Below are 18,481 nucleotides of genomic sequence, written 5' to 3'. Positions count from 1 at the left end.
GGGCGGGATAAGCGACCGACATAATGTCGGTCGTGGCGACAGCAACGACAGTAGAAACCGGGCACGCGCACCCGTCGGTCAACCGGCCGAACCTCACCAGCGTCGGAACCATCATCTGGCTGAGTTCCGAGCTGATGTTCTTCGCGGCCCTCTTCGCGATGTATTTCACCCTGCGATCGGTGACGGGTCCGGCGCACTGGAAGCACATGGCCGATGCGCTCAATGTGCCCTTCTCCGCGACGAACACCACGATCCTGGTGCTCTCCTCGCTCACCTGCCAGCTCGGCGTGTTCGCGGCCGAGCGCGGGGACGTGAAGAAGCTCCGTGGCTGGTTCATCCTCACCTTCATCATGGGTGCGATCTTCATCGGCGGTCAGATCTACGAGTACACCTCGCTGGTGAAGGAGGACGGGATCTCCCTGTCCTCCGACCCGTACGGCTCGGTGTTCTACCTGACCACCGGCTTCCACGGCCTGCACGTGACGGGCGGTCTCATCGCCTTCCTGCTGGTCCTCGGCCGCACCTACGCGGCGAAGAGGTTCACTCACGAGCAGGCGACCGCCGCCATCGTCGTGTCCTACTACTGGCACTTCGTCGATGTGGTCTGGATCGGCCTCTTCGCCACGATCTACCTGATCAAGTAGCCGGGACCGCTCCCGCACATCCAGAAGCATCGACGCAGAAGATCCTGACACCGGGGTAATCCGTGAAAAAGCTCTCCGCACGACGACGCCATCCGCTGGCGGCGGTCGTCGTCCTACTCCTCGCGCTGGCGGCCACTGGGGGGCTGTATGCCGCGTTCGCGCCCGCGAGCAAGGCACAGGCCGATGAAACCTCCCAGTCCCTGACCATCAAGGAGGGCAAGAAGCTCTACGAGGTCGGCTGCGCCAGCTGCCACGGCACCGGTGGCCAGGGCTCCTCCGACGGCCCCAGCCTGGTCGGCGTGGGCGCCGCGGCGGTCGACTTCCAGGTCGGCACGGGCCGCATGCCCGCCGCCACCTCGCAGGGCCCGCAGGTCCCAAAGAAGAAGAACATCTACACCCAGGCCGAGATCGACCAGCTCGCGGCGTACATCGCCTCGCTGGGTGCCGGTCCCGCGGTGCCGACGAAGGAGCAGTACGGCCCGGACGGCGCGGACATCGCCAAGGGCGGCGAGCTGTTCCGCACCAACTGCGCGCAGTGCCACAACTTCACCGGCAAGGGTGGTGCCTTGACCAAGGGCAAGTTCGCGCCGACGCTGGAAGGCGTCGACCCGAAGCACATCTACGAGGCCATGCAGACGGGCCCGCAGAACATGCCGTCCTTCCCCGACACCACTCTGACGGAGAAGAACAAGAAGGACATCATCGCGTACCTGCACGCGGTCGACAGCAGTGAGACGGACAACCCCGGCGGTATGGAGCTGGGCGGCCTCGGGCCGGTCACTGAAGGTCTGTTCGCCTGGATCTTCGGTCTCGGCGCGCTGATCGCGGTCGCCGTCTGGGTCGCCGCTCGGACCGCAAAGGCCAAGAAGTCATGAGTAGCCAAGACATTCCAGAAGAGAACCTGCCCGCTGAGCAGGACCACGCGCACGGCGCAGTGAGCGTCGCGGACGAGGAGAACCCGTTCGCCGACCCGGGTCTGCCGCCTCACGAGCACCGGATCCAGGACATCGACGAGCGGGCCGCCAAGCGGTCCGAGCGCGTCGTCGCCCTGCTGTTCACGGTGTCGATGCTGGCCACCATCGGCTTCATCGTGTCGTACGTGGCGATCCCGCACGACAAGTCGATCTTCGTCTTCCCGATCGGGCACCTCAGCGCGCTGAACTTCGCGCTCGGCATGACCCTCGGTACGGCGCTGTTCTGCATCGGCGCGGGCGCGGTCCACTGGGCCCGCACCCTGATGTCCGACGTGGAGGTCGCCGACGAGCGTCACCCGATCGAGGCCTCGCCCGAGGTCCGCGCGAAGGTCCACGCCGACTTCCGCGAGGGCGCGAAGGAGTCGGCGCTCGGCCGCCGCAAGCTGATCCGCAACACGATGTTCGGCGCGCTCACCCTGGTGCCGCTCTCCGGCGTCATGCTGCTGCGCGACCTCGGCCCGCTGCCCGGTACCTCGCTGCGCCACACCCTGTGGGCGAAGGGCAAGCTGCTCGTCAACACGAACACGAACCAGCCGCTGCGTCCCGAGGACGTCGCCGTCGGTTCGCTGACCTTCGCCAAGCCCGAGGGCCTGGAGGAGACCCAAGAGGACTTCCAGAACGAGATCGCCAAGGCGGCCCTGATGATCATCCGGCTCCAGCCGGAGAACATCAAGGACAAGCGCGAGCTCGAGTGGTCGCACGAGGGCATCGTCGCGTTCTCGAAGATCTGCACCCACGTGGGCTGCCCGATCTCCCTGTACGAGCAGCAGACGCACCATGTGCTGTGCCCGTGCCACCAGTCCACCTTCGACCTCTCCGACGGTGCCCGAGTGATCTTCGGCCCCGCCGGTCACGCCCTGCCGCAACTGCGCATCGGCGTGAACGACGAGGGTTACCTCCAGGCGCTCGGCGACTTCGAGGAGCCCGTCGGTCCTGCATTCTGGGAGCGCGGATGAGTACTGCAGCGAACGAAGAGCCCCGCCCCCGCGGGAAGGCACCGGCCGGCGAGCGGGTCGCCGACTGGGCCGACGGCCGGCTCGGGATCTACTCCCTGGCCAAGTCCAACATGCGCAAGATCTTCCCCGACCACTGGTCGTTCATGTTGGGCGAAGTCTGCCTGTACAGCTTCCTCATCATCATCCTGACCGGTGTCTACCTGACGCTGTTCTTCCACCCGTCGATGAACGAGGTGGAGTACCACGGCAGCTACGTCCCGCTGCAGGGACAGCTGATGTCCGAGGCGTTCAGCTCGACCCTGCACATCTCCTTCGACGTGCGCGGTGGTCTGCTCATCCGGCAGATCCACCACTGGGCCGCGCTGATCTTCCTCGCCGGCATGTTCGTGCACATGATGCGCGTGTTCTTCACCGGCGCGTTCCGCAAGCCGCGTGAGATCAACTGGCTGTTCGGCTTCCTGCTGTTCGTCCTCGGCATGTTCACCGGCTTCACCGGTTACTCGCTCCCGGACGACCTGCTCTCCGGCACCGGTGTCCGCTTCACCGAGGGCGCGATCCTGTCGATGCCGATCGTGGGAACGTACATCTCGTTCTTCCTCTTCGGCGGTCAGTTCCCCGGCCACGACTTCGTCGCCCGGTTCTACTCGATCCACATCCTGCTGCTGCCGGGCATCATGCTCGGCCTGGTGGTGGGCCACCTGATCCTGGTCTTCTACCACAAGCACACGCAGTTCGCGGGTCCCGGAAAGAGCGAGAAGAACGTCGTGGGCATGCCGCTGCTGCCGGTGTACATGGCCAAGGCGGGCGGCTTCTTCTTCCTGGTCTTCGGTGTGATCGCGGCGATCGCCGCGGTTGCCCAGATCAACCCGATCTGGGCCATGGGCCCGTACCGCCCGGACCAGGTGTCCACCGGCGCCCAGCCCGACTGGTACATGGGCTTCGCCGAGGGTCTGGTCCGCTACATGCCGGGCTGGGAGATCAACTTCTGGGGTCACACACTCGTCCTGGGCGTGTTCATCCCGCTGGTGCTCTTCGGCCTCGTCCTGGGCGTGATCGCGCTCTACCCGTTCATCGAGTCCTGGGTCACCGGCGACAAGAGCGAGCACCACATCCTGGACCGCCCGCGCAACGCCCCGACCCGTACCGCGTTCGGTGCCGCCTGGGTGACCGTGTACATGGTCGGCCTGGTCGGTGGTGGCAACGACCTCTTCGCCACCCACTTCCACCTGTCGATCAACGACGTCACCTGGTTCGTCCGGATCTTCTTCTTCGCCGGACCGGTCATCGCGTTCATCACCACCAAGCGGATCTGCCTCGGTCTGCAGCGCCGCGACCGCGACAAGGTGCTGCACGGTCGCGAGACCGGCATCATCAAGCGCCTGCCGCACGGTGAGTTCATCGAGGTCCACGAGGCGCTCAGCCAGGAGCAGCTGCACACCCTCACGGCTCACCACCAGTACGAGCCGGCCGAGGTCGGCCCGGCGGTCGACGAGAACGGTGTCGAGCGCAAGGTGAAGGCGTCCGAGAAGCTGCGCGCCAAGCTCAGCCACGCCTACTACAGCGGGGACAACCAGATCCCGAAGCCCACCGTCGAGGAGTACAAGGAGATCACGAGCGGCCACGGCCACCACTGATCACCGCGTCGCCACGCCACGGCTAAGGGCCTCGTCCGGCTTACGGACGGGGCCCTTCGCCGTGCCGCGGGCTGGATAGGGTGGCCTCACACTGTTCTTCCACGACACCCAGGAGCGGCTCATGAGCGCTGTGACCCCCGCTGGAGGCGACACCGCGGCGGGCCGTTCCTGGCCCGCCCTGCTGAACGGGCTGCTGGACGGCCGGGACCTGTCCGCCGACGACACGGCCTGGGCGATGGACCTGATCATGCGCGGCGAGGCGACCGACGCGCAGATCGCCGGGTTCATGGTGGCCCTGCGGGCCAAGGGCGAGACGGTGCAGGAGATCAGCGGACTCGTGCGGACCATGTACGAGCACGCCAATGTGATCGAGGTACCGGGTCCGGCCGTCGACATCGTCGGAACCGGCGGCGACGGCGCCAGGACGGTGAACATCTCCACGATGTCGTCGATCGTCGTCGCCGGGACGGGAGCGAAGGTCGTCAAGCACGGCAACCGCGCCGCGTCCTCGGCCTCCGGGTCCTCCGACGTCCTGGAGAAGCTCGGTATCAATCTGAACCTCACCCCGCAGCGGGTCGCCGAGGTCGCCGACGAGGCCGGCATCACCATCTGCTTCGCGGTGAAGTTCCACCCGTCGCTGCGTCATGTCGCGGCCGCCCGGGGTCAGTTGGGCATCCGCACCACGTTCAACGTGCTCGGTCCGCTGACCAACCCGGCCAAGGTGCGCGCCCAGGCGGTCGGTGTCGCCGACCCGCGCATGGCGCCGATCGTGGCCGGGGTCCTCGCCGAGCGCGGCAACTCCTCCCTGGTCTTCCGGGGTGACGACGGCCTGGACGAGCTGACGACCACGTCCACCTCCCGGGTCTGGGTGGTCCGGGACGGCAAGGTCACGCAGGAGAGCTTCGACCCTCGGGACGTCGGCATCGACCTCGTACCCGTGGACGCCCTGCGCGGCGCCGACGCGGCCTACAACGCGGAGGTCGCCCGTCGTCTCCTGGACGGCGAGCAGGGGCCGGTCCGGGACGCGGTCCTGCTGAACTCGGCGGCCGCGCTCGTCTCTCTGCACCCGACGGACGCACCGCTCGCCGAGCAGCTGCGCGCCGGTATGACCATGGCAAAGGAATCGATCGACTCGGGCGCGGCGAAGCTGGCGCTGGAGCGGTGGGTGGCCGCGAGCAACGCGTAGTGCCTGCGGCGGGCCGAGCCGATCGGGTCGTGGTCGGCTCGGCACCGCCGGTTCCGTCGTCGTGGTCGCGTGCCGTCGCGGCGGCACGGCGCTGGGCGTCGTCCCGGCATCCGGACAGAAGTTGCGCCCCGGTGATCAGCTCGGCTAGTTTTCCGACCAGGTCATGAGCGACAGTCATTCGGCCCCGGCCGGCTGTCCGGCAACCCTCCGTCCGTGGCGGGGTGCCCCGGGTGAAGACCAGGCCGTAGGCAGTGAGGTCTACGGCAAGCGCGGACCCCTCGCACGCTTCTGAATGAGCGTGGGGCCAGGGGTCCTGGTCGTTCGAGGGAGCCTTCCGTGAGCAAGCGAATGCGATAGGGCCGCAGAGCCCCGCCTCCGCACACCCCTTTTTCTTTTTCCCTCACCCGCGCTTGAGCCCTGTCCGCTCGTGCGGTGAGTCCCACCTGCTTGCACGGGAGTTCACCCATGTCCGTCTTCACCGCTGCCGCCGACCAGACCGTTTGCCGTGACATTTCGGCGGCGCTGCCCGTTCTGGGCCGGGATGTCACCGTCCCGCTCGTGACGGGCGGCGAAGTCACCTACGCGGCGCTCGACTACGCGGCCAGCGCCCCCGCCCTGCAGCGCGTCTGGGACGACGTGGCCGCGTACGCGCCGTACTACGGCAGCGTCCACCGCGGCGCCGGCTACCTGTCCCAGCTCTCCACCGACCTGTTCGAGAACGCCCGCCGGACGGTCGCCGAGTTCCTCGACTGCCGTGCGGCCGACCAGGTGATCTTCACCCGGTCGACCACGGACTCCCTGAACCTGCTCGCCCGCGCGCTCCCCGCCGACTGCCAGGTCTTCGTCTTCGAGACCGAGCACCACGCCTCCCTGCTGCCCTGGCAGGACGCCCGAGTCACGTACCTCGACGCACCGCGCACCCCGCGGCAGGCCGTCGAGACCCTGGAACGGGCGCTGGCCGGCCGCGACCCCCACGCCCCGGCCCTGATCTGCGTCACCGGTGCCTCCAACGTCACCGGCGAGCTGTGGCCGGTGCGCGAGCTGGCCGCCGCGGCCCACGCGCACGGCGCCCGGATCGTCCTGGACGCCGCCCAGCTGGCCCCGCACCACCCGGTGTCGGTGACGGACCTGGACGTCGACTGGGTCGCCTTCTCCGGTCACAAGCTGTACGCCCCGTTCGGCTCCGGCGTCCTGGCCGGCCGCGCCGACTGGCTGGTCGCGGCCGAGCCGTACCTCGCGGGCGGCGGCGCGAGCCGCAAGGTCACGCGACGCGAGGACGGGGGAGTGACCGTGGAGTGGCACGAGACCGCCGCACGTCACGAGGCCGGCTCCCCGAACGTCATCGGCGCCTACTCCATCGCCTCCGCGTGCAAGGCGCTCACCGAGGCCGGCTTCGACACCCTGGTCGCCCGCGAGCAGTACCTGATCGGCAAGGTGCGCGCGGGCCTGGCCGACGTCCCCGAGGTCAGGATCCTCTCCCTCTTCGGTGACGACGCCCCGCGCGTCGGCGTCCTCTCCTTCGTCGTCGAGGGCTGGAACAGCTCCCACTTCGCCGCCGCCCTCTCCGCCGAGTACGGCATCGGCGTCCGCGACGGCCTGTTCTGCGCCCACCCGCTGGTGCGCACCCTGCTGGGCAGCGACCCGCAGACCCAGGGCGAGTGCGGTGCCCCCGAGGCCGCGCCCGGCGAGAAGTCCCTGAACGCCATCCGGGTCAGCTTCGGCGCGGGCACCCCGGACGAGCACGTCGAGCGGTTCGTCAACGCCGTGCGGGAGCTGGTCACGGACGGCACCAAGTGGCAGTACCGCACCGAGGACGGCCGCTGCGTCCCGGCCGTCTGACGGACGTCCGGCACCGCCGGGCACCGGTGTCGCGGCCGTGGACGTGACGCTCTGGTCAGTTGTCCAGCCCGATCGCGAAGGCCGCCTCCAGGTCGTGCTGGGAGTAGGTGCGGAACGCGACGTGTGTGTCGGTGCCCTCGACGCCGGGGATCTTGCTGATCCGGCCGGGGATGACCTCGGCGAGGTCCTCGTGCTGCCGTACCCGCACCATGGCGATCAGGTCGTAGGTGCCGGTGACCGAGAAGACCTCGCTGACGCTCTCCAGCGCGGCGATCTGCTCCGCGATCTCGGGGATCCGGTCCACGCTGGTCTTGATCAGGACGATCGCGGTGATCACGACTGGTTCTCTCCCTCGGGTACCGGAGCGGCTGCGGGCTTCACTCTAGTCGCCCGCCCGTCTCCCACCACCGCCCTGCCGAGGCCGCCCGTCGGGCCCCTCTTCCTTCCGTAACGCACCCATGCGTAGCCGAAGCCGAGGCCGAAGCCGACGAGGTGGGCGAGGTAGGCCACCCCGGGCCCCTCGCCCGAGCGGCCCGCCGCGAGCCACTGCAGGGCCGCCCAGAAGGGCAGCACGACCCAGGCCGGGAAGCGCATCGGCAGGAAGAAGAGAAAGGGGAGGAGACTGGTCACACGGGCGTGGGGGAACAGGTAGAGGAACGCTCCGAGGACCGCCGAGATTGCCCCGGAGGCGCCCACCAGCGACTGCTCGGAGGTGGCGTTGGCGGCCGCGTAGCCCAGCAGGGCCAGGTAACCGCAGCCGACGTAGAACAGGGTGAACTCCACCCGGCCCATCCGTTCCTCGGTCATGATCCCGAAGACGAAGAGGAAGAGCATGTTGCCGAGCAGATGCACCCAGCTGCCGTGCACGAACAGGGCGGTGGCGGGGGTGAGCGCCTCCCGGGCCGGTCCGTCGAACAGCTCGGCCGGGACCACCCCCCAGCGCCGGAAGTACGCGCGCTGCGCGGCGAGCAGGGCGTCCCCGGAGCCGTATGCCGCCCCCGTGAGTCCCGAGGCCGGTCCCAGTACGAAGATCAGGGAGCACAGGACGATGAGGGCGTAGGTCGTCGGCGCGGAAGTGCCCCGGACCGCCCTGAGTGTCCTGCCGGCCGCCGTGCTCCACGTGCTGATCATGACTACAGAGCATGACGTAACGGGACGCAGGCTGACAGACCGCCTCGCCGCCGTGGACGGACGGGCGGCGAGCACCCGCCAGGCCGTAGGGTTACGAGCCACACGCGTCGAGGAGCGGCGCGAACGACCCGAGAAGGAAGCGAACAGGCACGATGACGGTTCCCCTGCCGACCGCCACGACGCGATGGCGCTGCACGCTCTGCGGCAATCTCACCCGCTTCGACGTGACCCGCTCCTCGAAGGTGGTCGAGTACGTTCACCTCGACCTCGCGGGTGAGCCGACCGTGGAGGAGCGCGAGGTGGTCAGTGAGACCATCGAGTCGGTCCGCTGCCGCTGGTGCAACGCGGTGGACCAGGTGGAACTCGTGGACAGGCCGGGCGCCGGCTCCTGAGCGGAGCGGTCCCCGTACAGGTATTGGGGTGTGACGGATGGTGGAGACCGCAGGCGGGGGGCCGGGCGACGGCACCGCCGAGGTGCTTGACCGTCCGCTGCCCGACGGTGTGCGCCGGCGGGTCGTGCAGATCGTCTCGGACGGCTTCGGCGGCCTGACCGTGGCGGAGCTGCCCGCCCAGTTGCGACAGTACGCCCGGTTCGCCCCGAACCGGCGGGCCAAGTTCGCCGGGAACGCGATGGCGGCCGCGCTGGAGACCGATCCGCTGTTCCGGCAGCGGATCGGGGAGAAGTTCAGAGAGGCGCAGCCGGAACTCTCCGGCGCCCTCGACTCCGGCTCGCCGCCCCCGGCCGCGGACCCGCTCGACGTGGCGGCCGCGGCCTACGTACTGCGCCCGGCGGGCTGGGTGAAGCTGGTCACCGCGGCCGGCGAGGAGGCCCAGCGGGCCGACGCCGAGCGGGTCGACGAGGAGAGCCGGGCCGAGCTGGAGCGGCTGCGCGAGGAGCTGGCCCACGCCCGGGAGCAGACCCGGGCCGAGACCGAACGGCTGCGCGTGGAGCTGGAGTCGGCGAAGAAGGAAGCGGAGTCGCTGCACCGCAAGCTCCGTGCCGCCCTCAGTGACGTCAAGCGCGGGGAGGCCGCGCTGCGCAAGGTCCAGGGCGAGACGGAGGCCGTGCGCGCCGAGGCGCATGCGCAGGTGTCGGCCGCGGAGAGCGAGTCCCGGCGGCTCAAGGCGCGCCTGGGCGAGGCCGAGGCCGCGCTGGAGGCCACCCGCCGGGCGGCCCGCGAGGGACGCAGCGTCGAGGACATGCGGGTACGGCTGCTGCTGGACACCCTGCTGGAAGCCACCCAGGGGTTGCGGCGCGAACTCGCCCTGCCGCCGGTCTCGGTGCGCCCGGCCCAGACCGTGGACGCGGTCGAACCGGGACGAATGACCCCGAAGGACATCGCGGCCCGGGCCCTGTCCGAGAACGACCCGGCGATCCTCGACCAGTTGCTCGCGCTGCCGCAGGCGCATCTGGTGGTCGACGGCTACAACGTCACCAAGACCGGCTATCCGCAGATGCCACTGGAGAAGCAGCGGTTGCGGCTCCTCGGTCAGCTCTCCGCGCTCGCCGCGCAGACCGGGGCCGAGGTGACATGCGTCTTCGACGGCGCCGAACTGGCCGCGCCGGTGCTGCTCGCGCCGCCGCGCGGGGTGCGGGTGCTGTTCTCCAAGCCGGGGGTCACGGCCGACGAGCTGATCCGCCAACTGGTGCGCGCGGAGCCGCCGGGCCGTCCGGTCATCGTCGTCTCGACCGACCGGGAGGTGGCCGACGGGGTCGCCAGGGCGGGTGCCCGTCCCGTCGCCTCTGCGGTACTTCTGAAGCGACTGTCCTGAAGGTGCAACGCACATACGCAATGCCCGAATTGACCGAACCGTCACGCAACGTAGTGTCAATCGTGCATCACCGCACGTGAGTTATGTGCAAAGAATGCATTGCGTGACGGGTTTTTTGGCGCGAGGATTTGAACTGATCACAACTGGGTCACTAGGGTCTGGGCTCGAACCTCCGAACGGGTGATCACTCACGAGAAGGAGTTCGTCCTCAGTGGCGTCCCATCGTCGACCCAAGCAGCCGAGCCGCACGCGTGTCACCGTGCTGACCACCGCAGCCGCCGCTGCCGTCGCGCTGAGCGCGAACGCCGCCAATGCCGCGCCGAGTGAGAAGCTCGGCAAGGACGAAGTCAAGGCGAAGGTCGACAAGCTCTACGAGCAGGCGGAGCAGGCCACCGAGAAGTACAACGGGGCCAAGGAGAAGCAGCAGAAGCTGCAAAAGGAAATATCCACCATTCAGGACAACGTGGCCCGCGGTCAGCAGGAGCTCAACAAGCTCCGCGACGGCCTGGGTTCGCTGGCCACGGCCCAGTACCGCTCCGGCGGCATAGACCCCTCGGTCCAGCTCTTCCTGTCCTCCAACCCGGACGACTACCTCGACAAGGCCTCCACGCTCGACCAGTTGAGCAGCCAGCAGGTCGAGGCCCTGAAGAAGATTCAGGACAAACAGCGCGAACTCGCCCAGGAGCGCGCCGAGGCCACCGAGAAGCTCAAGGACCTGGCCTCCACCCGCACCGAGCTGGGCAACAAGAAGAAGGAAGTCCAGGGCAAGCTCGCCGAGGCGCAGAAGCTGCTCAACACCCTGACCGCCAAGGAGAAGGCGGCACTCGCCGCCCAGCAGGCGCGCGCCAACCGCTCCTCCACCGAGCGCGTGGACCTCGGCGACGCCCCGCCCGCCTCCGACCGGGCCGCCGCGGCCTTCTCCGCAGCCCAGAGCAAGATCGGCTCGCCCTACGTCTACGGCGCCACCGGCCCCTCCTCGTTCGACTGCTCGGGCCTGACCTCCTGGGCCTACGCCCAGGCCGGCGTGTCGATCCCGCGCACCTCCGAGGCGCAGGCCAACGCCGGCACGAGGATCTACAACCAGGCCGACCTGAAGGTCGGCGACCTGATCATCTTCTACGGCGACTACCACCACGTCGGTCTGTACGCGGGCAACGGCCAGGTGCTGCACGCCCCGCACACCGGAGCCGTGGTGCGCTACGAGGCCATGAGCAACATGACGTTCGAGTTCGGCGTCCGGATCTGACCCACCCCGTGACACCGGCTCGGGGGCGCCCGAACGGGCGAATCCCGTGAACCGAAGCTGACTCCACGCCCCGCCGGTGACCTGCGTCACCGGCGGGGCGTCAGTGTGCGTTGACGCCGTGGTCTTTGGCCGGGACCCGTCCGCACGGCTACTGTCTGCCGCGTTTCCCCGGCGCGGGGGCCCCGTCTCCGGCGCCGGGGAAACGGTCTCTGTCCGCCAGCAGAAGGACTGCCGTGGGGTCCCATCGCCGCCTTGTACCGTCCGGGTTCAACCGGGGCGCCGGCGCCGCCCTGTCCGTATTGTCGGCCGCCGCCGCCGCACTGGGCGCCGTACCGGCCGACGCAGCCCCGCACGGGGGCACCCGTGCCGAGGTGGACCGCCTCTACGAGGAGGCCGAGAAGGCGACCCAGGCCTACGACAAGGCGGACGAGCGGGCCGGTGTGCTGCGCCGGGAGGTCAGGGACACCCAGGACCACATCGCCCGGCAGCAGCGGCGCATCAACTCCATGCGCGAACGGCTGGGTGCGCTGGCCGGCGCCCAGTACCGTTCCGGCGGCATCGACCCGGCCGTCGCCCTGCTGCTCTCCGACGACCCGGACGACTACCTCGACAAGGCGGCCACCCTCGACCACATCGGCGCCCAGCAGGTGGGACAGCTGCGCGAGTTGCGGTCCGCCCTGCGTGAACTCGCCCAGGAGCGCGCCGAGACCGCGGGCAAGCTCGCCGCCCTGGAACAGAGCCGCAAGGCGGTCGCCGCGCACAAGCGGACCGTGGAGAAGAAGCTCGCCAAGGCGCGGCAACTGCTCAACTCCCTGCCCGCTGCCGAGCGCGCCGCCTACGTCCGGGCCTCCCGCGCCGGCCGCGATGACCTGCCCGACCTGCCCGACCTGTCCGGCGCCGTCGCTCCCGACGCCCGCGCCGCGGCCGCCCTGGCCGCGGCCCGCTCCGCCCTCGGCCGGCCCTACGTGTGGGGCGCGACCGGCCCCTCCGGCTTCGACTGCTCGGGCCTGATGCAGTGGTCCTACGCGCACGCGGGCATCCATCTGCCGCGCACCTCGCAGGAGCAGCGGTACGCGGGCCGGCAGATCCCGCTCTCGCAGGCGCGCCCCGGAGACCTGGTCGTCTACCGCTCCGACGCCAGCCATGTGGCGATGTACGTCGGCAACGGCCAGGTGATCCACGCGCCCTACCCGGGAGCGCCGGTGCGCTACGACCCGGTCGGGATGATGCCCGTCTCCTCGGTGACCCGTCCCTGACGTCCCGCCCGGCGCCGTACGATCGGGAAATGGCTGATGGCGCAGGGGTGCGGCGGACGTGGCGCACCGCGGCGGCGGGACTCTGTCTGCTGCTCGTACCGCCCCTTTCCGGATGCGGCGGGCGGACGGCGGCCGACCCCGCGACGGCGGAGGTGCAGCGGGTGCTCGACCGACGGTCGGCGGCCCTGCTCGGGCACGACGAGACGGCGTACGGCACGACGGGCACCCGGACCGAGTACGTCCGCCTGCGCGCGCTGCCGCTGGCCTCCTGGACCTACCGGGTGACCGCCCTGCACCGGGGCGGCCCGGGCACCACCGCCGAGGCCGAACTGCGCTACCGCATCGCCGGCTACGACAGGGCCCCGGTCAGCGTCCACCGCACCCTCACCCTCAGCCGCACCGCCGACGGCAGGTGGTACGTCAGCGCCGACGAGCCCGCGCGCAAGGCCGGGGAGCAGTTGTGGGACCAGGGCACGGTGACCGCCGTGCAGGGCGCGCACAGCCTGGTCCTCGGGACCGGTCGGAGCGCCGGCGACCTGCGTGCGTACGCACGGCTGGCGGACCGTGCGGTCCCGGTCGTCTCCCGGGCGTGGGGCACGGACTGGACGCGCCGGATCGTCGTCCTCGTCCCGCGCACGCTGGAGGGCATGGCGGCCCTGCTCGGCTCGCCCGCCTCCAGCTACCGGGGCATCGCCGCGGTCACCACCGGGGAGGCGGGCGGCGCGGGCAGGACGCCCGCGGACCGGGTGGTCGTCAACCCGGAGGCGTACGCCATGCTCGGCAGCGTCGGCAAGCAGGTCGTGCTCACCCACGAGGCCACTCATGTGGCCACCCGCGCGCACACCGACGCCGCCACCCCGCTGTGGCTCTCCGAGGGCTACGCCGACTGGATCGGCTACCTCGGCACCGGCCGCACGCCCACCGAGGCCGCACCGGAGCTCGCCCGCGCGGTCCGGGACGGCCATGTGCCGTCGGCCCTTCCCGCCGACGCGGACTTCGGCTTCAGCAGCGAGCCCACCCACCTCGCCCAGGCCTACGAGGGCGGCTGGCTGGCCTGCCGGATGATCGCCGGCCACTGGGGCGACGCGCGGCTCGGTGCCTTCTACCGGGCGGTCGGCGCCCACGCGCAGCGGGCGGGCGCGGTCGAGGAGGCGCTGAAGAAGGTGCTCGGCTCCACGCCCGGGGCGTTCACCGCCGAGTGGCGCGCCTACGTGCGCGATCAGCTGACCTGAGCGGACCCGCCCAGCTCGGCGGCGGGTGGCCGGCTTTGAGTGGCCCTGCTGGGTTCGGCGGTGGGTGGCCGGCTTTGAGTGGCCTCGCTGGGTTCGGCGGCGGGCGGCCGGCCTTGAGCGCACCCGCTCAGCTCGGCCTGCCGAGCGCCTCGAGGGCCTCGCGCAGCCAGGCCCGCTCGGCCGTGCCGGTGGCCCGGGCGACCCGGAGCATGCCCTGCCGGAACAGGTCGCCGGCCTCCTCCGCGCGCACCGGCTCGCCGTCCCGGTAGAAGAAGCTCGCCGGGGCCTGAAGGAAGTCCAGGCGGCGGCGCAGTACGGCGGCCTGTTCGGCGGGGTCGGGCAGGTGGCGCAGGAAGGCCAGGACCGTGTTGAAGCGGACGTGGTCGGTGATCTCGGCCTGCTTGGGGTGGCGCAGCCGCTCCAGCAGATCCGCGCGGCCCTTCTCGGTCAGGGACAGCACCCGGCGCGGGGCGGCGCTCGCTCCCTCCTCGGTGTGCTGGTCGAGCAGCCCGGCGGCGACGAGCCGGTTGATGGCGGGGTAGAGGGCGCCGTCGCTGACCGGGCGGACGTGGCCGCTCAGCGCCTTGATGCGCTCCTTCAGCTCGTAGCCGTGCAGGGGTTCCTCGGCGAGGAAGCCCAGGATCGACAGTTCCAGCACGCGAACTCTCCTTGCAGTGGGCTTGCAGTGGGCTTGCGGCGGGCGCGGACACCATGCTAGCTCTTATCGAGCTACCTCGTTTAGAGGTAGCTCGATAAGGGGGACTTCGTGAACGCTCACCGCAGGCAACTCGTCTCGCTCGCCCACCCCGTCTACCTCTCACTCCTCGCCTCGGTCGCGTCCGGGATCATCAACACCGTCTGGGTCTCCCGGCTGGGCGGCGCGGCCGTGGCCGCCGTCGCCGTCGCGACCACCACCGAGAACGTGCTGCTCGGCGTCGCCCTGGTCTTCGCCTCCGGCACGACCGTGCTGGTCGCGCACGCCAGGGGAGCCCGCGATCCCGCCGCCCTGTGGGCCGCGGTGCGCGGCGGCTGGGCGCTCGGCGGGCTGGTCACGCCGGTGGTCGTGGGGGCCGGATTCCTGCTGCGCGCGCCGCTGGCCCGCCTGGTCCTCGGCGGCCACGGCGCTGCGGCCCCGCGCCTCGCGACCGCCTACTTCGCGATCTCCCTGCCGGGCATGGCCGTCTTCTTCGCCCAGCAGCTCGTCGACGGCATCCTCAAGGGCACCGGGAACACCCGGACCCCGATGCGGCTCGCCCTGCTGGCCAACGGACTGATCCTGCTCTGCGACCCGGTCCTGATCCACCTCTACGGCGTCCGGGGCGCCGCCGCCTCGACCGTGCTGTGCCGCTGCGTGGCCCTGACGGTGGGCGTACGCGCCCTCGTGCGGGACGCCCAGCTGCGGACGGCGGCCGAGGCCGCTCCCGCCGAACCGGTCCCCGCCGCCCTGCGCCGCACCCTCACCACCGGCCTGCCCATGTCCGCCGACTTCACCGTGCGCCAGGGCGGGGCGCTGGTACTGGTGGCGCTCGTGGCGCGGCTCGGTGTGCCCGCGGTGGCCGGTTACTCGATCGCGTACAAGGTCATGTACGTGGTCACCATGGCCTTCTACTCGGTGCGGCAGGCCGCCGCGATCCACACCGCGCACACCCGGGGTGCCGGGCAGGACGCGCACCGGGCCATCGGCCGGCAGGCGGTGCTCCTGGCCGCGGCGCTGGGCCTGACGGCCGCCGTCCTGTTCGCCGCCACCGCCCCCTGGATCATGGCCGCCTTCGGCGCCGGACCCGAAGTGGCCCACCAGGGCGTGCTGTTCCTGCGCTGCGTCGGCCCCTACCTGCTGCTGATGGCCTGCGTCGTCGCGGTCGGCGGAGTCTTCGAGGGCAGCGGGGGAGCCCCGGCACTGCTCCGCGTCACCGTGCTCGGCACCGCCGTCCAACTGCCGCTGGCCCACGCCCTCGGCGGCCTGGGACTGCCCGGTGTCTGCCTGGCGTCGGCGCTCGCGATGGCCGTGCAGGGCGGCGTCGTGGCGGTGCTGTTGCGGCGGGCCCGGCGTCAGGAGGGCGAGGTTTCCCTCGTGCGGGTCGCCTGAGGGGGCAGCGGGGCCGCGGTGGCCGCCGGGACCGTGGACCGCCACAGCTCACGGGCCGCCATGAGTGCGGCGGCGACCAGCAGCCCGTTGCGGAGCAACAGCAGGGTGACGCCGTACGCGTCGCTCACCACCACGTGCGCGAAGCCGATCGGGAACTCCATGACCGTCAGCAGGGCCGCCACCAGGAGCAGCACGGCGGGCGCGCCCATACGGCTCGCCCGGAAACACAGGCACACCGCGGCCAGGCCGATCAGCCACACCAGGTACTGCGGGCTGATCACCCGGCTGGTGACCGTGAACAGCAGCACCGCCGTGAAGGCCGCGTCGGCGAGCGTGTGCGAGGCGAACCGGGCCGCCCGCAGCCGCCACAGCACCAGCCAGCCGAAGGAAACCCCGGTCAGTGCCATCGCGGCGCCGCTGACCAGCCCGACCCCGGGGCCGAGGAACTCGATCGACCCGTAGCTCAGCAGCACCTCGCCCCGCCAGCCGAAGTGCCGGGCCACATGGAAGACCAGGCCGCCCAGCGACTCCACCTCGGTGCCCCGGTCCCGCTGGAAGCCGAGGAAGGCGAACGCCCCGGGCCCGGCCACCGCGAACAGACCCGCGAGGCCGCCCGCGGCCACCGCGGCCGACGCCCACGCCCGCAGCCGGGTCGCGCCCACCAGGAGCAGGGCCGGCCACACCTTCAGCAGCGCACCGAAGGCGGCCAGCGCGCCCATCGCACGGGGGTGCCGGATGCCCGCGAGCAGGGCCGCCACGGCCACCGCGGTCACCAACAGGTCGTAGCGGGCGTACACCGTCGGGCCGAGCAGCGGCACGCCCGCCACCCAGATCCAGGTGCCACGCGGCGACCGCCCGGGCCGCCGGCCCGCGTACCGCAGCAGGGAGAGGACGGCCAGGTCGGCGAGGCACACCAGGACGAAGAAGGCGTGCGGGTAGGTCAGGAAGGGCAGGGCGGCGGGGGCGAGGATCGCCAGGGCTGCGGCGGGCGGGTACTGCCAGGCCACGTCGTCCAGCGGAAACGTCCCCTGGCGCAGCACCTCGTACCAGCCCTGGTAGATCACCGACACGTCGGTGGTGACGTCCACGCCGGGCACGGCGAGCACCCGGAGCACGAGGAGCAGCAGCAACACCCGGGTGGCGCACCAGGTCCCCAGCAGCGCCGCGAGCCGCCCCTGCGTCCTGTTCACCTGTGCCCCTGTCCGTACGCCCGCCGTGGCCCGGGACCATGATTCCCCGGCGGCGTGTGCGAGGGCCATGAAGCGCGGCCGGATGCCTCGGTCCACCCACCGTCCGAAAGGCTTCGGCCGGGTAGAGTCCGCGGCGATGCACAAGACCCTGATCGTGACCAACGACTTCCCGCCCCGGCCGGGCGGCATCCAGGCCTTCCTGCACAACATGGCCCTCCGGCTGGATCCGGAGCGGCTCGTCGTCTACGCCTCCACCTGGAAGCGCGGCCGGGAGGGCGCCGAGGCCACGGCCGCCTTCGACGCCGAGCAGCCCTTCACCGTCGTACGCGACCGTACGACCATGCTGCTGCCCACGCCCGGGGCCACCCGGCGGGCGGTCGGGCTGCTGAGGGAGCACGGCTGCACATCGGTGTGGTTCGGGGCGGCCGCGCCGCTCGGTCTGATGGCGCCCGCGCTCAGGAAGGCCGGCGCCGAGCGGCTGGTGGCCACCACCCACGGCCACGAGGCCGGCTGGGCCCAGCTGCCCGCCGCCCGGCAGCTGCTGGGCCGGATCGGGGAGTCCACGGACACGATCACCTATCTCGGCGAGTACACCCGCTCCCGGATAGCGGCCGCGCTCACCCCGGACGCGGCCCGGCGGATGGTGCAGCTGCCGCCCGGCGTCGACGAGAAGACCTTCCACCCCGGCTCGGGCGGAGACGAGGTCCGCGCGCGGCTCGGACTCACCGAGCGGCCGGTGGTCGTGTGCGTCTCCCGGCTCGTGCCGAGGAAGGGACAGGACACGCTCATCCGGGCCATGCCCGGGATCCTCGCCGCCGAGCCGGACGCCGTGCTGCTCATCGTCGGCGGCGGGCCCTATGAGCAGGACCTGCGCAGGCTCGCCCGGGAGACGGGAGTGGCGGCCTCGGTGCGTTTCACCGGCGCCGTGCCCTGGTCCGACCTGCCCGCGCACTTCGGCGCCGGTGACGTCTTCGCCATGCCCTGCCGCACCCGGCGCGGCGGCCTGGACGTCGAGGGCCTCGGGATCGTCTACCTGGAGGCCTCCGCCACCGGTCTGCCGGTCGTCGCCGGCGACTCGGGCGGCGCGCCGGACGCCGTGCTCGACGGGGAGACCGGCTGGGTCGTCCGCGGCGGTGAGCCGGCGGAGGCCGCCGAGCGGATCGTCGCCCTCCTCGGTGACGCCGGGCTGCGCCGCAGGATGGGGGAGCGGGGACGGCAGTGGGTCGAGGAGAAGTGGCGCTGGGACCTGCTCGCCGGGAAACTTGAAGACTTGCTCTAGGCAGGCGCCCCGAAGAGGGCGCGGGGAACGGCGCGACCAGCCACGAACGACCCGC

17 protein-coding genes and 1 riboswitch are annotated in these 18,481 nt (G+C 71.2%); of the genes, 13 read left to right on the top strand and 4 right to left on the bottom strand.

Annotated features, from left to right (window positions below; genetic code table 11):
• The first annotated feature begins 23 nt into the window (after window positions 1-23).
• From ACFZDC_RS21880 to ACFZDC_RS21855, 6 genes are all read left to right on the top strand, one after another.
• Window positions 24-644 (top strand): heme-copper oxidase subunit III, encoded by a 621-nt coding sequence (locus tag ACFZDC_RS21880; RefSeq protein ID WP_366017117.1) that lies wholly within the window; start codon window positions 24-26, stop codon window positions 642-644.
• 62 nt (window positions 645-706) lie between these two features.
• A complete protein-coding gene (locus ACFZDC_RS21875; RefSeq protein ID WP_391326169.1) occupies window positions 707-1,519 on the top strand; it encodes a c-type cytochrome in 813 nt (270 codons plus the stop codon).
• Window positions 1,516-2,574, top strand: a complete 1,059-nt coding sequence (locus ACFZDC_RS21870) for a Rieske 2Fe-2S domain-containing protein (RefSeq protein ID WP_391326167.1) — start codon at window positions 1,516-1,518, stop codon at window positions 2,572-2,574. The genes ACFZDC_RS21875 and ACFZDC_RS21870 overlap by 4 nt, the downstream gene beginning before the upstream one ends.
• The gene (locus tag ACFZDC_RS21865; RefSeq protein WP_391326165.1) at window positions 2,571-4,208 is read left to right on the top strand and encodes a cytochrome b N-terminal domain-containing protein; all 1,638 of its coding nucleotides are present in this window, start codon (window positions 2,571-2,573) and stop codon (window positions 4,206-4,208) included. Before ACFZDC_RS21870 ends, ACFZDC_RS21865 begins: the two co-directional genes overlap by 4 nt.
• Window positions 4,209-4,329: 121 nt before the next feature.
• Window positions 4,330-5,394 (top strand): anthranilate phosphoribosyltransferase, encoded by a 1,065-nt coding sequence (trpD, locus tag ACFZDC_RS21860; protein WP_391326164.1) that lies wholly within the window; start codon window positions 4,330-4,332, stop codon window positions 5,392-5,394.
• 159 nt (window positions 5,395-5,553) lie between these two features.
• A riboswitch (SAM riboswitch) is annotated at window positions 5,554-5,670 on the top strand.
• Between the two features lie 189 nt (window positions 5,671-5,859).
• Complete coding sequence (locus tag ACFZDC_RS21855) at window positions 5,860-7,233, top strand: aminotransferase class V-fold PLP-dependent enzyme (protein ID WP_391326162.1); 1,374 nt, start codon at window positions 5,860-5,862, stop codon at window positions 7,231-7,233.
• Between the two features lie 55 nt (window positions 7,234-7,288).
• Here ACFZDC_RS21855 and ACFZDC_RS21850 read toward each other — a convergent pair whose 3' ends face one another.
• Together ACFZDC_RS21850 and ACFZDC_RS21845 are read right to left on the bottom strand one after the other, a co-directional pair.
• Window positions 7,289-7,570, bottom strand: a complete 282-nt coding sequence (locus ACFZDC_RS21850; RefSeq protein ID WP_353605249.1) for an Lrp/AsnC ligand binding domain-containing protein — start codon at window positions 7,568-7,570, stop codon at window positions 7,289-7,291.
• Window positions 7,567-8,364 carry a rhomboid family intramembrane serine protease gene (locus ACFZDC_RS21845; protein ID WP_391326160.1) on the bottom strand — a complete coding sequence of 266 codons (798 nt, stop codon included), beginning with the start codon at window positions 8,362-8,364 and terminating at the stop codon, window positions 7,567-7,569. Before ACFZDC_RS21845 ends, ACFZDC_RS21850 begins: the two co-directional genes overlap by 4 nt.
• A 152-nt stretch (window positions 8,365-8,516) precedes the next feature.
• Between ACFZDC_RS21845 and ACFZDC_RS21840 the strand changes: the two genes are divergently transcribed.
• The 5 genes from ACFZDC_RS21840 (at window position 8,517) to ACFZDC_RS21820 (ending at window position 13,871) form a co-directional block, all read left to right on the top strand.
• Window positions 8,517-8,756, top strand: a complete 240-nt coding sequence (locus ACFZDC_RS21840) for a hypothetical protein (protein WP_014672226.1) — start codon at window positions 8,517-8,519, stop codon at window positions 8,754-8,756.
• A gap of 37 nt (window positions 8,757-8,793) precedes the next feature.
• A complete protein-coding gene (locus ACFZDC_RS21835; protein WP_391326157.1) occupies window positions 8,794-10,137 on the top strand; it encodes an NYN domain-containing protein in 1,344 nt (447 codons plus the stop codon).
• A 211-nt stretch (window positions 10,138-10,348) separates the two neighbouring features.
• A complete protein-coding gene (locus ACFZDC_RS21830; protein WP_391326155.1) occupies window positions 10,349-11,383 on the top strand; it encodes an NlpC/P60 family protein in 1,035 nt (344 codons plus the stop codon).
• Window positions 11,384-11,616: 233 nt separating this feature from the next.
• Window positions 11,617-12,639, top strand: a complete 1,023-nt coding sequence (locus tag ACFZDC_RS21825; RefSeq protein ID WP_391326153.1) for an NlpC/P60 family protein — start codon at window positions 11,617-11,619, stop codon at window positions 12,637-12,639.
• Window positions 12,640-12,668: 29 nt separating this feature from the next.
• A complete protein-coding gene (locus tag ACFZDC_RS21820) occupies window positions 12,669-13,871 on the top strand; it encodes a hypothetical protein (RefSeq protein ID WP_391326151.1) in 1,203 nt (400 codons plus the stop codon).
• Between the two features lie 127 nt (window positions 13,872-13,998).
• On the opposite strand, the gene ACFZDC_RS21815 is transcribed toward ACFZDC_RS21820, so the two are convergent.
• Window positions 13,999-14,529, bottom strand: a complete 531-nt coding sequence (locus ACFZDC_RS21815) for a helix-turn-helix transcriptional regulator (RefSeq protein WP_391326148.1) — start codon at window positions 14,527-14,529, stop codon at window positions 13,999-14,001.
• A gap of 108 nt (window positions 14,530-14,637) precedes the next feature.
• Between ACFZDC_RS21815 and ACFZDC_RS21810 the strand changes: the two genes are divergently transcribed.
• Window positions 14,638-15,957, top strand: a complete 1,320-nt coding sequence (locus ACFZDC_RS21810) for an MATE family efflux transporter (RefSeq protein ID WP_391326146.1) — start codon at window positions 14,638-14,640, stop codon at window positions 15,955-15,957.
• Here the strand turns inward: ACFZDC_RS21810 and ACFZDC_RS21805 are convergent.
• Complete coding sequence (locus tag ACFZDC_RS21805; protein ID WP_391326144.1) at window positions 15,921-17,147, bottom strand: glycosyltransferase 87 family protein; 1,227 nt, start codon at window positions 17,145-17,147, stop codon at window positions 15,921-15,923. The two genes, ACFZDC_RS21810 and ACFZDC_RS21805, sit on opposite strands and share 37 nt — an antisense overlap.
• A 136-nt stretch (window positions 17,148-17,283) precedes the next feature.
• Between ACFZDC_RS21805 and ACFZDC_RS21800 the strand changes: the two genes are divergently transcribed.
• Window positions 17,284-18,426, top strand: a complete 1,143-nt coding sequence (locus ACFZDC_RS21800; protein ID WP_391326142.1) for a glycosyltransferase — start codon at window positions 17,284-17,286, stop codon at window positions 18,424-18,426.
• Window positions 18,427-18,481 lie beyond the last annotated feature (55 nt).

This window comes from Streptomyces sp. NPDC007905 (assembly GCF_042959345.1).
In the GTDB taxonomy this organism is placed as follows: Bacteria; Actinomycetota; Actinomycetes; order Streptomycetales; family Streptomycetaceae; genus Streptomyces.
Note: the sequence above shows the minus strand (reverse complement) of the source record. Positions and strands in the feature narration are given on the sequence as shown.

What these genes read in the sequence shown, in the direction of transcription:
- ACFZDC_RS21880 (WP_366017117.1), top strand. Translation starts at nt 24, where the DNA reads ATGTCGGTCGTGGCGACAGCAACGACAGTAGAAACCGGGCACGCGCAC.
- ACFZDC_RS21870 (WP_391326167.1), top strand. Translation starts at nt 1,516, where the DNA reads ATGAGTAGCCAAGACATTCCAGAAGAGAACCTGCCCGCTGAGCAGGAC.
- ACFZDC_RS21865 (WP_391326165.1), top strand. Translation starts at nt 2,571, where the DNA reads ATGAGTACTGCAGCGAACGAAGAGCCCCGCCCCCGCGGGAAGGCACCG.
- trpD (WP_391326164.1), top strand. Translation starts at nt 4,330, where the DNA reads ATGAGCGCTGTGACCCCCGCTGGAGGCGACACCGCGGCGGGCCGTTCC.
- ACFZDC_RS21855 (WP_391326162.1), top strand. Translation starts at nt 5,860, where the DNA reads ATGTCCGTCTTCACCGCTGCCGCCGACCAGACCGTTTGCCGTGACATT.
- ACFZDC_RS21845 (WP_391326160.1), bottom strand. Translation starts at nt 8,364, where the DNA reads ATGATCAGCACGTGGAGCACGGCGGCCGGCAGGACACTCAGGGCGGTC.
- ACFZDC_RS21840 (WP_014672226.1), top strand. Translation starts at nt 8,517, where the DNA reads ATGACGGTTCCCCTGCCGACCGCCACGACGCGATGGCGCTGCACGCTC.
- ACFZDC_RS21835 (WP_391326157.1), top strand. Translation starts at nt 8,794, where the DNA reads ATGGTGGAGACCGCAGGCGGGGGGCCGGGCGACGGCACCGCCGAGGTG.
- ACFZDC_RS21820 (WP_391326151.1), top strand. Translation starts at nt 12,669, where the DNA reads ATGGCTGATGGCGCAGGGGTGCGGCGGACGTGGCGCACCGCGGCGGCG.
- ACFZDC_RS21800 (WP_391326142.1), top strand. Translation starts at nt 17,284, where the DNA reads ATGCACAAGACCCTGATCGTGACCAACGACTTCCCGCCCCGGCCGGGC.